The 14,853-nt window shown below is 61.8% G+C and carries 11 protein-coding genes, 1 tRNA gene and 3 pseudogenes; 6 read left to right on the forward strand and 9 right to left on the reverse strand.

All coding sequences use genetic code 11. The features are described from left to right. Nucleotides 1-7: 7 nt before the first annotated feature. From AQ610_RS02030 to AQ610_RS35715, 5 genes and pseudogenes are all read left to right on the forward strand, one after another. Nucleotides 8-766: a cytochrome c1 gene (locus AQ610_RS02030; protein ID WP_006029369.1), complete on the forward strand. Its 759-nt coding sequence runs from the start codon at nt 8-10 to the stop codon at nt 764-766. Nucleotides 767-858: 92 nt separating this feature from the next. Continuing rightward, the gene (locus AQ610_RS02035; RefSeq protein WP_004185176.1) at nt 859-1,470 is read left to right on the forward strand and encodes a glutathione S-transferase N-terminal domain-containing protein; all 612 of its coding nucleotides are present in this window, start codon (nt 859-861) and stop codon (nt 1,468-1,470) included. Nucleotides 1,471-1,537: 67 nt separating this feature from the next. Next, on the forward strand, nt 1,538-2,041 hold the full coding sequence (locus tag AQ610_RS02040) for a ClpXP protease specificity-enhancing factor (protein WP_043283306.1): 504 nt from the start codon (nt 1,538-1,540) through the stop codon (nt 2,039-2,041). Between the two features lie 20 nt (nt 2,042-2,061). Continuing rightward, nucleotides 2,062-2,137, forward strand: a tRNA-Thr gene (locus tag AQ610_RS02045). A gap of 276 nt (nt 2,138-2,413) precedes the next feature. Then, nucleotides 2,414-2,674, forward strand: a pseudogene (locus tag AQ610_RS35715) (hypothetical protein); the annotation flags it as partial. Nucleotides 2,675-3,094: 420 nt separating this feature from the next. Here AQ610_RS35715 and tnpC read toward each other — a convergent pair. The 7 genes and pseudogenes from tnpC to AQ610_RS02070 form a co-directional block, all read right to left on the reverse strand. After that, nucleotides 3,095-4,683, reverse strand: a pseudogene (tnpC, locus tag AQ610_RS02050) (IS66 family transposase). A gap of 99 nt (nt 4,684-4,782) precedes the next feature. Beyond that, on the reverse strand, nt 4,783-5,136 hold the full coding sequence (gene tnpB, locus AQ610_RS02055; RefSeq protein ID WP_006029374.1) for an IS66 family insertion sequence element accessory protein TnpB: 354 nt from the start codon (nt 5,134-5,136) through the stop codon (nt 4,783-4,785). Next, nucleotides 5,136-5,615, reverse strand: a complete 480-nt coding sequence (gene tnpA, locus AQ610_RS32345) for an IS66-like element accessory protein TnpA (protein WP_231748961.1) — start codon at nt 5,613-5,615, stop codon at nt 5,136-5,138. Before tnpA ends, tnpB begins: the two co-directional genes overlap by 1 nt. A gap of 256 nt (nt 5,616-5,871) precedes the next feature. After that, complete coding sequence (locus AQ610_RS02060; protein ID WP_006029376.1) at nt 5,872-6,123, reverse strand: PAAR domain-containing protein; 252 nt, start codon at nt 6,121-6,123, stop codon at nt 5,872-5,874. 9 nt (nt 6,124-6,132) lie between these two features. Next, complete coding sequence (locus tag AQ610_RS32350; protein ID WP_080595253.1) at nt 6,133-6,489, reverse strand: lysozyme inhibitor LprI family protein; 357 nt, start codon at nt 6,487-6,489, stop codon at nt 6,133-6,135. 16 nt (nt 6,490-6,505) lie between these two features. Next, entirely contained in the window at nt 6,506-9,115 is a 2,610-nt protein-coding gene (locus AQ610_RS02065) for a hypothetical protein (RefSeq protein WP_006029377.1), read from the reverse strand. A gap of 186 nt (nt 9,116-9,301) precedes the next feature. After that, complete coding sequence (locus AQ610_RS02070) at nt 9,302-11,809, reverse strand: type VI secretion system Vgr family protein (RefSeq protein WP_009913753.1); 2,508 nt, start codon at nt 11,807-11,809, stop codon at nt 9,302-9,304. A 246-nt stretch (nt 11,810-12,055) separates the two neighbouring features. Here AQ610_RS02070 and AQ610_RS02075 point away from each other — a divergent pair. Further along, nucleotides 12,056-12,430: pseudogene (locus AQ610_RS02075) on the forward strand (nitrilase-related carbon-nitrogen hydrolase); the annotation flags it as partial. 198 nt (nt 12,431-12,628) lie between these two features. Here the strand turns inward: AQ610_RS02075 and icmH are convergent. Together icmH and tssK are read right to left on the reverse strand one after the other, a co-directional pair. After that, nucleotides 12,629-13,414 carry a type IVB secretion system protein IcmH/DotU gene (gene icmH / locus AQ610_RS02080; RefSeq protein WP_006029380.1) on the reverse strand — a complete coding sequence of 262 codons (786 nt, stop codon included), beginning with the start codon at nt 13,412-13,414 and terminating at the stop codon, nt 12,629-12,631. Next, nucleotides 13,411-14,757: a type VI secretion system baseplate subunit TssK gene (gene tssK / locus AQ610_RS02085; RefSeq protein ID WP_006029381.1), complete on the reverse strand. Its 1,347-nt coding sequence runs from the start codon at nt 14,755-14,757 to the stop codon at nt 13,411-13,413. Before tssK ends, icmH begins: the two co-directional genes overlap by 4 nt. Nucleotides 14,758-14,853 lie beyond the last annotated feature (96 nt).

Here is a 14,853-nt window from a genome sequence, read left to right on the forward strand (position 1 = left end):
AATTCGTATGAAGAAATTGCTTTCGACGCTCGCAATGTTTATTGTGTCGGCATGTCTGCTGACGAGCGTATCCGTGCGGGCCGAAGAGGGGGAATTTCCGCTCGACCGGCCACCCGATAACACGGAGAATCTCGTCTCCTTGCAGCATGGCGCGCAATTGTTTGTAAACTATTGCCTGAATTGCCATAGTGCGAACCTGATGCGCTACAACCGGCTGACGGATCTCGGCATCCCGCAGAAGGAGATCGAGAAGAATCTCCTGTTCGCGACCGACAAGGTCGGCAACACGATGACCGTTGCGATGCGGCCGGAAGACGCGAAGACCTGGCTCGGCGTAGCGCCGCCGGATCTTTCCGTCGAAGCGCGCGCCCGCAGCCGTGATTGGCTCTACACGTATCTGCGCACTTTTTACCGCGACGATACGCGCCCGACGGGCTGGAACAACGCTGTGTTCCCGAACGTCGGCATGCCTCATGTGCTGTGGCAGCTTCAGGGGGAGCGCAATGCAAAATTCGAGGAAAAGACGGACGAGGAAACGGGCGAGAAAGTGCGCAAGCTCGTCGGGTTCCAGCAGGTGACGCCCGGGACGCTCGCGCCGGCGGATTACGATGCCGCCGTCGGCGATCTGGTCGCGTACCTGAACTGGATGTCCGAGCCGGCGCAGCAGACCCGCAAGCGCCTCGGCGTGTGGGTGCTGCTGTTCCTTGGTGTCCTGACGTTCCTCGCATGGCGGCTCAATGCCGCCTACTGGAAAGATATCAAGTAATCACGCCGAGACTGGCGTGGGGCCAGCGCAAGGAAGAGCCTGCAAGGGGTTTTTCCGCGCGCTGGCCCTCGGCTTTTTGAGGAAACGCAAACATGATGGTTCTGTATTCCGGCACGACTTGTCCGTTCTCCCAGCGTTGCCGGCTGGTGCTGTTCGAAAAGGGCATGGATTTCGAGATTCGCGACGTCGACCTGTTCAACAAACCGGAAGACATCGCGGTGATGAATCCGTACGGACAGGTGCCGATTCTCGTCGAACGTGATCTGATCCTGTACGAATCGAACATCATCAACGAGTATATCGACGAGCGCTTCCCGCACCCGCAACTGATGCCGGCCGACCCGGTGCAGCGCGCGCGCGCGCGCCTGTTCCTGCTCAACTTCGAGAAGGAGCTGTTCGTGCACGTGAGCACGCTCGAGAACGAGAAAGGCAAGGCCGCCGAGAAGAGCCACGAGAAGGCGCGCCTCGCGATCCGCGATCGCCTGACGCAGCTCGCGCCGATCTTCCTGAAGAACAAATACATGCTTGGCGAGGAGTTCTCGATGCTCGACGTCGCGATCGCGCCGCTCCTGTGGCGTCTCGACCACTACGGGATCGAGCTGTCGAAGAACGCCGCGCCGCTGATGAAGTACGCAGAGCGGATTTTCAGCCGTCCTGCCTATATCGAAGCGCTGACGCCGTCCGAAAAGGTCATGCGTCGTTAAGCTGTATGTGACTGGGGAGCGGATGCGGCGGCATTGCTGCCGCGTCCGTTTTCGTTCGAGGATGGCGATGCAAGAGATTTCCACGAAGCCGTATTTGCTGCGCGCGCTGTATGAGTGGTGCACGGATAACGGGTATACGCCCCACATCGCGGTGCGGGTCGACAAGTCGACGCGCGTGCCGCGCCAGTTCGTGCGCGACGGCGAGATCGTGTTGAACATCAGCTTCGAGGCGACGAGCCAACTGCAGATGGGCAACGAATGGATCGAGTTCACCGCGCGATTCTCGGGCAAGGCGCACAAGATCGAGGTGCCCGTCGCGAACGTGCTCGCGATCTATGCGCGCGAGAACGGGCAGGGGATGGCGTTTCAGGTCGATGTCGCCGCGGATTCCGGCGATGCCGAGGGCGGCGGCGCGCTTGCTGCGGAGGAAGCGGGTGACGATGCCGGTGCTCACGTCGTTCCGGCCGAGGCGGTGCCCGAGGCCGGCGAACCGGCGGACGAACTGCCGAAGTCCGATGGTGACGGCGATGGAGCGAAAGGCAGCCGGCCTCGCCTCAAGATCGTGAAATGAGGTAGAATTTCCGGCCCAACGCCGGCTTAGCTCATCTGGCAGAGCAGTTGATTTGTAATCATCAGGTGGCGGGTTCGAGTCCTGCAGCCGGCACCAAACACTCATCTGAGGAAGTCCTCGGAAATCCAGAAACCCGTGATAGCATAAGGCTTCACGGGTTTTTTTATTCCAGCGTTGTCCAGCGATGCCCGTTTGAATCCGGGGGCATGTGGGGGCACCTCCGGGGGAATCTTCGTAGTCTGGCAAATGCCCCCGGGAAAAGTGCCCCCTAGGGCTGTAAGGTAGATGCCTTATGCCGTTGACCGACGTCGCGATCCGTAAAGCCCCAATGAAATCAAGGGGTTACGTGAGTTTCGCGTAACCCCTTGTGCTTTCTGGGCGTTGAAAAGTACATTTTCGGTACAGTCAGCTCTCAGAACAGCTACATGGCAACCTTCGTCAAGACGCCGCGTGCCGCCGCAATTGATGGGGATCATCCCGTCGAACGCCGGCGGGTTCGGCAACGTGCACGACGCGGCCGAGGTGTTCAACGAGCTCGAGATCGAACCGCTGAAGGCACGATTGCGGGAGGTGAACGACTGGCTCGGCATCGAGGTCGTGCGCTTCAAAGACTTCGAGACGCCGAAGGGCTGACGCCCGACGCCGCGACCGGCAAAGCAAAGCCGCCGCGCACTTCGGTGCCGGCGGCTTTTTTGCGTCCGTCGTCCGTGCGCGGCGTTGGCGGAATAGGGCGCCTCAGGGCGGCCGCCGCCCGGATGCACCCCCCAAGGGTCGGATCAGCTCGCCGCGGGGCCGTGGCGGGCCGCCTTGCGCGCGGGTGGGCCCATCCCAAGGGCCGGACCCTGCCCGCGCGATGATGATTCAGACCCGGCGCGCGCAGTTGTGACCCCGCCCCACCTGCCGTAAGCGGTAAATTCAGCACACCGAATGGAGAATCATTTGCGGCTGATGGGCGAGCATAGCTGCATCGCGCTGGTCGGGATCGACCGACGATGTCCACATCTGGGTTTCGATAGTGCGCGCCGACGTGGTGGTCGAAGCGTGCTTGGTGCGTCAACTCACGCTCGCCTCGGCTTGCCGCTTCGCGTAGTTGAACGGCAGCAGGTCGCTGATGTCCGCGTCTGCGGCGCGCTGTGGCAATTCGGTCAGCACGTGTAGCAACCAGGCGCGCGGTTCGACGCCGCAGGCGCGACATGTAAGCATCAAGCTGTAGACCACCGCGCTTGCCTTCGCGCCGGCGACTGTGTCGCTGAACAACCACGATTTTCTCGCAGTGGCAAACGGCCTGATGTCGCGCTCGATGACGTTGTTATCAAGCGGCAGACGGCCGTCGTCTACGTAGCGGATCAGATACTGCCATTGCCGGCGGCAGTATCCGATCGCCTCGCCGAGCAAGCTCTGCGGCAGAACAGCTCGTCGAGCCACACCTTGAAGGCCGTCAACAACGGCACGCTGTGCTGCTGCCGCAGGCGATACCGGTAATCGGTCAGCATTTCGCCTTCAGGAACCGTCTGCTTCGCCAGCCCCTCGACCTGATACAGCGCCTGGAAGAACTCGAGGGCTTTCGTGATGCGGGGGCTCGGCTTGTTCTTCTGGCCCTTGAGCGCGTCCGTAAACAGCCTCCTCGCGTGCGCGAGGCATCCAAGATGCGTCGCCGTCTTGATCGTGCGCCATGCAGGCCAGCCGTCCGTCATCAGCGTGCCGGCGTAGTCACCGAGGAAGGCACGCGGATGCTCCCCACCGCGCCCAGGTTGATACTCGAACAGCACGACCGGCTGCTCGCTGTCCGCAGCGCTTCGGTAAACCCACATATACGACGTGTCCTGCGCCTTTCGATCCTTTTCTTTGAGCACCTGGACCGTGGTCTCATCGCCGTGGATCAACCACTGGCTGCGCAGAACCTGCTTGAGCGCATCGTAGATCCGCTTGTAATGCAGTTCGGCGGGGCGGATGATCCAGTTCGCCAGCGTACCGCGGCTGACCGCAATGTTCGAGCGCGCGAGCACATCCTCCATCCGGTACAGCGGCGTGCCGTCCACGTACTTGCCTGCCGTGACGGCGGCGATCATCGACGGACTGGCATGGCTGCCAGGCAGGGGCTGCGCCGGCATCGACGCGACCATGATCGGCGTACGCACGCCGTCGCAGTGTCGGCACGCATATTTGGCACGCGCGTGCTGCAGCACCGACACCTTGACCTCCATGTGCAGTTGCTCGCTGACGTCCTCGCCCATGCGATGCAGGGCCTTGCCGCAGCACGGGCAGGTCTTCTGGTCTTCGGGCAGATCGTACTCGATGCGTTCGCGCGGCAGATCCGCAGGCAGCGGCTTGCGGCCTCGCTTACGGGGCTCGGGCTTGTCGAGCTCTGGCAACCCGGTGTCCGGCAGCGAAGGCACGTCACTGTCGTCCTCGTCGACAGGCTCGGCGTCGGCAGCCTGCTCGGCCTCGTTGAACACGCGATCCTTGCGCTTCTCGCTCTTCGGCGCGTATTGCCGGGCCAACGCGAGACGATATTGCTCTTCCAGCGCATCCAGGCGCCTGGTCAGTTCGTCGATCCTGGCATCGCGCTCGGCGAGACCGGCTTCGAGTTCGTGGATGTAGGCCTTGGCGGCCTGCGGCAATCGGGCGAGATCGGCTTTCATGCGCTTCACGATAGCGAAGCGCGGTGTCGCACAGGTTTACGGAGATGTGTAACAGCCGGGACGGCCGTTGTTGACCAACAACGTTCGCAATACCGCGCCTCAACTCGTGAAGCAGTACTGTCGTGCGGGATGCGGACGCAGCGCGTCGAGATCGACGCCGTCGAGCAGCAGGTGGAGCTGGTCGACCGTGAGCTCGATCACGGCCTGCTGACGACGGGGCCAGGCGAAACGGTCCACCTCGAGCCGTTTCAACATCAGCCAGAAGCCGGCCCGGTCATAGAGCAACAGCTTTACCCGATCCCGTTTCCGGTTGTGGAATCCGAAGACGGCTCGTGCGAGCGGATCAAGCTGCATCGACTGTTCGACCATCGTCACCAGCGTATTCAGTCCGGCCCGGAAGTCGATCGGCTCGCGATGCAGGTAGATCCTCAGGTCGTGGTCGAAGCGGAACATCAGCCCGCTCCCAGCGCGGCAATCATCGCCGTGACCAGCGAGGTATCTCGCCCAGAGCATTCGAGCTCAAGCACGACACCGTTAGGCAGTGTCGCCGACAAGCGCGCCAGCGGTGCAGCTCGCGGCGACGGACGGTGCGACTCTCGTTGCAGCGACGGCTGCGGGGATGGTAGTGCCGATTCCGCAGGAGTCGATACCGGTGACTCGTCGATCAAGACGACCGGCACGAAGGCTGACGGTGCTTGCGCGATAGCATCACGTGAAACGCCGGTAACTTCCCGTCGTTCTTGCAGCTGTACCCATTTGCGTAACTGGTTCGCATTGACCCCAGCCTTCAGTGCCAGACCAGCCAATGACGCGCCCGGTTGGCGGCAGGCTTCGATCAACTTACGCTTGCCCTCCGGATCGTATCGATGCTTGCCATCCGCGCACGTCCGGGTCACTCGCAGAGGGAGAAAGTCAAAGTCAGTGTCGGTCATCATTTGCGTCCGCAATTCAAGTCTGCGGACGCAATCGTGGATTGATTCAGCCGCGCCGGCTATGTGCGGAGAATTTCGCGCTTACCACCTGCCCGCAAAAACGAGCAGTTTTTATGCACGCATGCACCGGGCGCGTCGGGCCGCCCGGTGCGGCCCGCGCCGCGACTGACGCGGCGATTCTTCTATGCAGTTTTATGCGCCCTGATTGTGCAGTCTCAATTTTTCGTGACCGCGAGCGACCCGCTTTCGCCGCCGCTCAGGTGAGACTGGAAATCAGGTGACAGCCGCAGGTAGCACGATGGCCGTGCCGGGCGATCGGAATGCCGCCGTCCGTCATCGACGGATCACCTTCCTCAATGATGTTGGGCGACACGTCGGGATGCTGCGGACACGACACGCGATCACCCTTGCGTGCGACGAAGCGACCGTCGAAGCGCATCGTCGTGGAGCCCGTTTCGACTTTGCCGCCGTGGTCTGTGTCATCGCCGACGCGGATTAGATTCATCATAACAACTTACTATTTCTCGAGAAGAGTTTTCAAATAATCAACTCGTTGTTTGGTGATCGTGACGAGGCAATCTTTCGTAATTAGTCCCGGGCCGGCACCTTGGGATTGCGAGGCCTCGGCGGCAATATAACCGTTACACTGCTTTTCTCTATAGTTGAGCCAGGCCTTCTGTGATTGCTCAAGCGCATCCTTATACTGTGTGGATGCATATAATTTTTGATAAATTGAATTAAGATCCTTCTTTGATTTGGCTAGTTCTTGATCGGTGCAGGATAAATCATCATATACATTTCCGCTTCTGATGCATGCATCAGCAAATGAGATAAGGGGTATTAGTAGAAGCGTTAGTGAAATGATTTTTTTCATAATGTTCTCAAAAAAATTAGCGATTGTATGCTTCGGGAAGCTCGACTGTATAAGGGGCTGGTCTAGAAGACATCAATCCTTGCGTTGTTCCGTGCACATGAACCGCACGCCCCTTCCCATATCTATACCCAGTAACGTTTGCTTGGCGGATGACATCTTCAACCCATGCTTTTGTTGCGTCTGAAGCCTCGTCCAACGCATATGGATTTGCATAACTTAGGTTATCCCCAACTAGGGATGCTCCTCCGTTGGCACGGTCTTGTAAATGAGCGATAACAAGAGATCTTACTCTCGGGGAAACTCGGCTATCAGGCACGTTTTGCACGCTTCCATAAGCGCTTGGTCTTGGTGCGTTAATATCTGAGAATTGCCATCTCTCATTAATTACGCCTCTAATTGTATTCCATTTTTTTAGGCCCGACATCCGGCGGTTTAGGATGGTGTCGACAACTGCGCCGGCTTGCTTTCCTAAATTTTCATCATCTAAGCTTAAGGCAACCTCAGTTGCTGTAACCTTAATTAAATCGACTACATCCTGATCGGACAGTTGAAGTATTTTGCCGCTAATTTCGGAGTTGATGAAATTCCCGACGATTCCGATCGGATGGAAATGCCACGGATTCGGTTCCTTCGGGAACCCTTCCACACTGGTGACCTGTTCCCACCATTGCAGCTTGCCTATCCGCTCGATCTCGGTCTTCCACAGCCACAGCAGCTTCTTCATCAACGGCGACAGCGCTTCCCATTTCCCGGGGCCACCGCCCCATTCGCTTTCGCAGCGTACGACGAGATGGGAAAGGGCCTCAGCCATCCACGGCGTTTCCTGCGCGTGCTTCAACTCCTGCGCCGTCACCTTCCCGTCGTGGTTCGCGTCGATCGCCTTCTCGAGCTGCGAGAGGAGCGGGCTCGCGTTGACCGTGGCCGCGCTCGTCTCGAATTCGGTCTTGTCTTCGTCGGCCAGAAACTGTTCAGCGACATGGATGTAGCGTTTGAGCATGTCGATCGGCATGATGCTGCTGTTGTCGGCCAGTTCGAAGCCCGGCCAGTCCCACGGACCGCACATGCGCACCAGCGGGTGATCCTGCTTGCACACCCACCCGGTGCGGGTACTGCCGTCCTTGGCGCCGATCGTCACGTCATACCAGCGGCGCCCCTTGTCGTCTTTCGCGATGTTCTCCGCACCGTTCTTCTCCAGATCGACGCTGCGGATCACGTAGCGGAAATCCGCGCCCGGCCCCGTGGCGTCCGAGAAGCGCAACGGGAAATCCTTCCAGCCTGACGCGATCGCGCTCGTCGTCGTATTGGCGCGGCTGCTATCGACCCAAACGGGCGCGCCGGCGTCGTTGAAAACCGGCGTCGCGTGCCGGCCGCCATGCACGGGCGCGGCTATTTTCGGCTGCACCTTGACCCACTTGCCCTTTGCGTCGGCGGCGAGCGGGACAAGCTTGGTGCCGGGTTGCAGTTTCTGATCCGGTTCCGGTGGGGTGACGAGCCGCGCGCCCGGCGAGATTTCCAGAAACGCCCTGGACGCCGGCAACTGCTTCGCCCGCTCGCGGCTCTTCTGGATGAATGCTTCGAGCTCGGGACCGGCGAACACTTCGAGATGCAGCAACGGGCGGGTCGGCTTCGGCGGCAACAGCTTCGCGTCCGGGTAGCGCAGATAGTGGCCGAGCTGGCCGATCACGTCGCCGGCCTTGACCCGGTACGGCTGTTTCAGCACCACGACCGTATCCAGCGGCTTCGGGTCGACGATCGGGTCGAGTTCTTTCTCGAACACGTACCCGTACGGCGCGTGCGGCGACACCGGCTTGCCGACGACCGCGGCGGCCGGCGTGCCGGACTTGATCGTCTTGATCTTCGCCCAGCCCGGGTTCGCTTTTGCCAGTTCGTCCGTATCCGAGACGGTCAATTCCGCCCCTTGCGGCAAGATGCCGATGATCCTGCCGTTCGGCAGATCACGGATGCGCAGGCCCGTGACCGGGGGCGGGAGCGGCGCCGTGTCTTCTTTCGGCTCGGGCACCTTCTTGAAATCACTCTGGATGAACTCCCCGAGCACATCGCGATGACTGGACGCGGGCGCTTTCGGCCGGGGAATCTCCTGCTTGTCCTTGGACTTGTCGCCGACCCGATAGTAACGCTCGCCTTCCCAATACGGCATGGGCCCCATGTTCAGTTTGGCGTGGTCGACCTGAGCGACTTTCGCCTGTTCTGCAGCCGACTGGTAACTGTTCCAGTCCATCGTGTGCATGTACAGGCTGAAGAACGTCAGCGTCTCGTCGGGTGCGGGCTTGCTCGCCGTCGTCGACGAGGTCGCAGGCTGGGCGGACGAACCCTTCGCCGGGTCGGATTTCGGCGGCGGTGCCGGCGGCAGTTGCAGCCGATGGCGGATCAGCACGAAGCCGGTCGAGTACAGCGCGTGCCGGCCGTCCTGATAGTCCTGTTCCGGATACTTGCTGTCGAGCCGATACGCGACGACTTCGCCATCGGCGATCGCGCGGATGCCGTCGCCTTGCTTCAGCTTGGCACCGGTGTTCCGGTCGAAGTGGATGCCGCCGTGCCACATGCCGTTTGCGCCCAACGGATAGAACCCGTCTTCAGCCGTGGCCAGCGCCTTCATGTAGGTCATCGGGTCGGCCGCGTCCGCCTGGTCGGCGGGGCTGAACGGAAAGGCCCAGTTCAGCGGGGTGTAGGGCGGCGTCGCGGGGGCGCTCGGCGCGGCCGCCGGTTTCGTGGAAGGTGGGTTCTTGCTCACGTTTCTCGGAATCTCTCGCTTCTCGTTTTTTCTTGCGGCAGGACGATGGCCGGCTCAGGGTCAGCCCGAGAACAGCGAACCGCGCCCGCCATCGGTCGACACCGGCGTCGCCTGCAACGGGTCGCGAATCGTCCCGCTCGCGCCGCTGGGCTTGTCCCAATTCCCGCATTTTTCCAGAATCTGCCCGGTCGTCACGTTCTCGATCAGCCCACTCTTGATGCTGATATACGAGCCGCCTGCGCCGATCCACACTTCCTTCGCGGCCGTCAGAATCAGACGCCCGTCCGCGCTCTCGATCTTCACGTCCTGAAGACCGACCAGGGATGCCGGGCCGCTTTGCGCCTGAATGTCCACCGACCCCTTCGCCGCGAAAATCTTGATGCCGATGTTCTGCGCGAACAGGCTGATCTTGTCGAGCACACTGACCAACAACGACTTGCCGGCCGCCAGGTTGACATTCTGGCCGGCCACCATGTTCGCGTGCTGGTTCGCCGTGACGTGCACCGATTGCTGCGTCGATGCGGCGATGCCCTCGGGGCTCGACAGCAGCATCACCGGTTTCGAAAAGCCGTTCGCGTTGCCGGTGCCGCCGCCAGCCGTGCGGCCGCCACTGGTGGCGCCTGCGACCGTGCGCTGCGTCGCGTCGGTGAACGACTTCAGCGCGGCCTGGCCGTCTTGCAGGCTTTCGGCGCGATTCGTTTCGCTGGCCTTCGACACGGTTTCGAATACGGCTTCCGCGCCCGCGAGCGGCTCGGTCGCGGCCGTCACGTTCAGCGGCTGCGCGGTGGCCGGCTGCGTCGACACATACAGCCCCTGTTCGGCGCGCACGGCGCCGTAAGCGCCGGACTTCAGGTCGAAACCATTGCCGAGGAACGCGCCGCGCGTGTTGCCGGACTGCTCGATCAGGTAACCCAAATGGAGGTGAGAACTATAACTGGACGAGTAAAGGTGGATGCGATTCTGGCCGCTGGCGTCGTCGAGAACGAGCTGGTTGAACCCGTTCCCGCCGTACTCGCGGGACAGGAAGCCGGACAGCAGGCCGTGCGTGTGCCATTCGGGCATCGTCGCGCCCCCGTGCAGCCTCGAGATGATGACGGGACGGTCACAGTCCCCATTGACGAAACCGAGGAGCACTTGATCTCCCTTGCGCAGCGGGAAGTAGCCGCCCCGTTTCGCGCCCGCGTCCGGCATCGCTGCGCGGATCCACGCCGTCGATTTCGTATTCCGGTCCTTCCGGCTGTTGGTTGTCCAGACCATCACGCGGTTGCCGTCGTCCGTGTGGATTTCCTCGTCACTGTTCGTCGCGACGATCGCCGTCTGCAGGTGCATCTCGGGCTTCTCGTGCTCGAACGGGCTGCGGAACGGCGTGCGCCGGTGCTGCGCCTCGATCTCGACCAGGAGGAAGCCGACGCCGCCATCGCGGTGCGGAATCGCCGAGCCAGCGCCGGCCGCCTGCGCCTGCTCAATTTCGGCACGTAAGCTGCGCGGAAACCGCGCGAGTGTGTCGAGGCCGGGCAGGTTGTTCTGGATCAGCCAGTCGCTCGCGATGATCGATAGCTCGCGGTCCTCGGCCGGTAGCGTATCGAGGACCGGGTGCCCCGTCACCTTGAACCAGTAGCCGGGCAGGGCATAGCGCGGACTGCCGACCGCGAAATAGCGCTTCGCCCGCGAGGCCCATTCCTCGGTGCGAATGTTGGCCTGTTGCTGTCCGATGTCCGATACCGCCCACGTCTGCGAGCCAGTGTAGAGGTAATCCTCGCCCTGTCCGGGTAGCTCGTCCAGATTTGCCGCGGGTGTACTGACCTGCTTGTCGAGATCCGGGCGCTTGTAGTCGGCCGTGCCGAGCGTGAGCGTTGCGCTTTGCGCCTCCTGCTGCTCGCTCAATTGCGTCAACCCGTCGAAATCCTCGTCGGTCCCCGCGTGGCTGAATTGCATCTCCGATTTCGGCAGCGACGGTCCGAAATACAGATCGTCCATGAAGACAACCTTGTGCGACTTGCCGTCCGTCGCGAAATCGAAGCGCGGAAACACGCCCACTTCCTCGAGACTGCGGTGCACGAAATGCCAGTCGGTTTCCCACTGCACGCGGTGCGAATACGAACGCATAGCCGTGCGCAGCTCGAGCCCGTAGTTGCCGTTCGCCTGCGGATGCTTGTCGAACACGTCGGTCAGAATCTCCCAGCCGGGGGTTTCCTGCCAGTCGCGCCGGTCGCTGCTGAGCTTGAGGAAGCTTAACCAGGAAGTGAACCGGAGCTGGAAATAGGACAACGCCCCGTCGTTTCCAAGGCGGCGAACCTGCTGCACATAGCCGTGGATCGGCAGGTAGCCGCCGTCCGTCTGGTGAATCCAGAGCGTGACGGGTTGCAGCATGAGGGCGCTAAGCTTGATCTTGTTGCCGACGACCGATGACACGTCGACGGTCACCTCGAAATTGCGCCCAAGCTGAGCATTGATCTTGACGTACAGCGGCACGAGCCAGTCGTCGCCAAGCGGCGTGTCGAGTTTGACGATGCGATTGAACTGCGCGTAGCCGCCGCGCAGCACCTTCAGCAAGACTTCCCCGGCCATGCGGTCCCCCCGTTCGTGGAGAGCGAGTCCGACCGTTATCGATATGCCGTGGCCGAGACTGCGTATGTCATTTCAGAAAAGACGATGAGGATCAAGACCGAAAGCCGGTCTTCGCGTATCGGGACGGTGAGGAGAGAGGATGCGGTGGAGAATCCCGTCCCGATGCAGAAAGATCATATCAAATTCGGCTACCCAGCGACGTCGCTCGCTGATGCTCGGTCGAGACGTGACGAAGCGAAGCGGCTGTTATGGTGCGCGCCGACGGTCGACGAGCGCGACATCTGGCAGTGCTCGATGCGGCACATTGCGCACGAGGGGCGCTGCTTCGTCGTGAGCGCTTGCCAGATTCAGCCGTCGCCTGCCGAGCTTGGCATCGACGTACCCGGCTGGGACGGAGATCGGCCGCTCATCAACGGCGGCAGCGTCATCGTCGGTCCACTCGGCGACGTGCTGGCCGGGCCGCTAAGAGGGCAAGCGGGGCTCGTCGTCGCCGAAATCGATACGGACGACCTGGTTCGCGCCCGATATGACTTCGACGTCGTTGGGCATTACGCTCGGCCGGACGTATTTTCGCTATCGGTCGACGAGCGGGCGAAGCGGTCGGTGGAATTCAAGGATTGAAAAATCAGGACAGGCTTTTTCGCATTGAATCGAACATCCGACCTGAGTGGCATGCGCCGTTCGCGATGTCATGTCGACGGCACAACGGCACAACGGCACAACGGCGCGACGAAACGCGTACGTCGATCGCCGATTCCATCGTTCGCCGGTGATTCTCGATGAACCACAAAAACCCGGCATCCACCGGGCTTCGCACACTCAAGGCAACGAAATCGTCAAATTGGCCGACTCCGGCCCAACCTTGATGACTTGCGAATAAGGCGCAAGCGCCCGCACGGTACTGTTTTTCAGATACGTATTGAGCCCGACGAACGCAAGCAATCCTACGAGCGCGAACACCGCCCCGATCGCCCACAGCGGCACTTCGCGCTTGAGCCGGTGCGCGATCTGATCCGGCAGCGGCCAATGCGGTGCGAATGGCGCGCGCTTGCCTTTCATGTTCGCGATCTCGTCGCCGAGCCGAGCGGTCAGATACGCAAGCTTCTCCGGCCCTTCGAGCAGATACTTGCCCTGGAAGCCGAGCAGCAGGCACATGTGGAACACCTCGAGCGACTGCAGTCGCGCCGCGCCCTGCGCACGGCATTCTTCGAGGTACTGATAGAACTTCTCGCCCGCGAGCTGTTCGCCGAACAGCACGAGCTGCAGCGGCCGGCGTTCCCAGTCCGCGCGAATCTTGAATTGCGACGACAGCACCGATTCGTCGATCGCCGCGCAAAACGCGAACTTCGCCGCATAGACATCCTCGGCGGCGATGTTGAGCTTCTTCGCGCCGCGCTCGAATTCGCTCAGGAATTCCTGAATGCGCGTGCCGAATTCCGACGCGTCGTTCGGCTCGCGGCCGTTCTTCAGCAGGAACAGCATGAAGAAGCCGTCGTACAGCAGATCGACGAGCGAGCGCGCCTGGAAGCCGGCGTCGGTCGACGACACCGTTTGCGGCGCGGGAGGCGGCGTGTTGCCGCCGAAGAGGGAGGGCGCGTAACTCATGACGTGACGGCGATCAGTTCGAATTTCAGATCATTGATTCCGGACGGCGCATAGATCATCGCCGACTGGGCCTGCAGCATCCGCTCATAGAGCGGGCTGCGCGCATCGAGTGCGAAATAGCATGCGCCGGGGCGCACGGGAATCGCGGGCGGTACCTGCGGCGTATACGCAAGGCGCACGCCCGGCATCGCGGACAGCACGAGCTTGTCGACGTCGTCCGGCGCGCCCACCTTGAAGCGCGCGGGCACGGCATCGACGAGCTCGACCGACGGCATGTCGGCCGATACCGCGAGATAGAACGCGGTCTTGTCGTCGATCTTGCCGGAATCGAGCCGCCCGACATGGAACGACGGCCGCACTTCCTCGAGCGTGATCGCGAAGTAGCGCGTCGAGATCACGGTTTCGAGCAGATCGCGCAGGATCGAGTCGAGACGCGCGAAGCCGGGGCCCGGATCGTCGTGCCGATACGCGGGCAGATCGGCGAGCACATAGCCCTTCGAGAACGTCATCAGTTGGCCGGCGAGGCGCAGCAGTTCCTGGAACAGCCGCTCCGGATGCAGCGCCGAATGCTGGTGCAGGTGCGCGAGCGCGGCGAACGCGGCGCTCGCCGTGTGCAGCAGCCAGAACGATGCGATGTCGCCCGAGCGGAATTCGATGATGTTCTTCGTCGGCTCGCGATGGAAGCCGTATAGCGCGTTCACCTTCGCCTGCAGCGCGTCGATCAGTTGCCGCAGGCGCTGATGCAGGATCGGCGACGCCTCGATCGCGAGGCACGGCGGCACGAAGTTGTCGTCGATCTCGAAGCCGGACGTCGCGGTGCGGCGCACGCGCACGAGCGGGATCGACAGCAGTTGGTCGCGCGGCTCGCCGTGCGCAATCAGCTTCACGTTCGTCTTCAGGAACGTGATGTCGGCTTCGGCGGCGTCGGTGAAGTGATCGGCGACGCGCGCCTGCTCGCTGACGAAGCGCGACACGAAGCCGGCGTCGCGGTTATCCGCGTAGTTCGAGCCGGCCTCGCGCAGCGGGTGCAATGCGAGGTAGAACGTGAATTCGTTGCTGCCTTCGGGCAGCGTGTCGAGCGCGATGGGCGGCGGCAATTCGTCGGCCTGCGGCGCGGAGTAGAGCGCGCCGTCCGGGAACACGAGCGACAGTTCGCTCGCGCGCAGCACGTTGCTGCCGAGCGCGTCGCGGTCGAACCGCACCGAGCGCACGCCCCAGTTGTACGGCTGGATCGCCTGAATCGATTCGAAGAGGCGCGCTTCATGGTACGCGTCCTGCCGCTGAAAGTGCTGCGGCCTCAGAAAGAGGCCTTCCCCCCAGAGCACCTTGGCCGAATAACTCATGTCAAATCCGCTTAAATGTGATTGGGCCGTTGGTCGGTCAATTCGCGTCGTGATCTGCAAGCGAATCGTTAATCCTTGTTAAATGACTTTTTAGCG

The sequence above is a fragment of the Burkholderia humptydooensis genome, assembly GCF_001513745.1.
GTDB lineage: Bacteria > Pseudomonadota > Gammaproteobacteria > Burkholderiales > Burkholderiaceae > Burkholderia > Burkholderia humptydooensis.

Bases quoted from the DNA above. Each gene is read 5' to 3' on its own strand.
- tnpB (WP_006029374.1), bottom strand. From the start codon at position 5,136: ATGTTCCGCTTCGACCACGACCTGAGGATCTACCTGCATCGCGAGCCG.
- tnpA (WP_231748961.1), bottom strand. From the start codon at position 5,615: ATGACCGACACTGACTTTGACTTTCTCCCTCTGCGAGTGACCCGGACG.
- AQ610_RS02040 (WP_043283306.1), top strand. From the start codon at position 1,538: ATGCAAGAGATTTCCACGAAGCCGTATTTGCTGCGCGCGCTGTATGAG.
- AQ610_RS02035 (WP_004185176.1), top strand. From the start codon at position 859: ATGATGGTTCTGTATTCCGGCACGACTTGTCCGTTCTCCCAGCGTTGC.
- icmH (WP_006029380.1), bottom strand. From the start codon at position 13,414: ATGAGTTACGCGCCCTCCCTCTTCGGCGGCAACACGCCGCCTCCCGCG.
- AQ610_RS02070 (WP_009913753.1), bottom strand. From the start codon at position 11,809: ATGGCCGGGGAAGTCTTGCTGAAGGTGCTGCGCGGCGGCTACGCGCAG.
- AQ610_RS32350 (WP_080595253.1), bottom strand. From the start codon at position 6,489: ATGAAAAAAATCATTTCACTAACGCTTCTACTAATACCCCTTATCTCA.
- AQ610_RS02065 (WP_006029377.1), bottom strand. From the start codon at position 9,115: ATGACCTACATGAAGGCGCTGGCCACGGCTGAAGACGGGTTCTATCCG.
- AQ610_RS02060 (WP_006029376.1), bottom strand. From the start codon at position 6,123: ATGATGAATCTAATCCGCGTCGGCGATGACACAGACCACGGCGGCAAA.
- AQ610_RS02030 (WP_006029369.1), top strand. From the start codon at position 8: ATGAAGAAATTGCTTTCGACGCTCGCAATGTTTATTGTGTCGGCATGT.
- tssK (WP_006029381.1), bottom strand. From the start codon at position 14,757: ATGAGTTATTCGGCCAAGGTGCTCTGGGGGGAAGGCCTCTTTCTGAGG.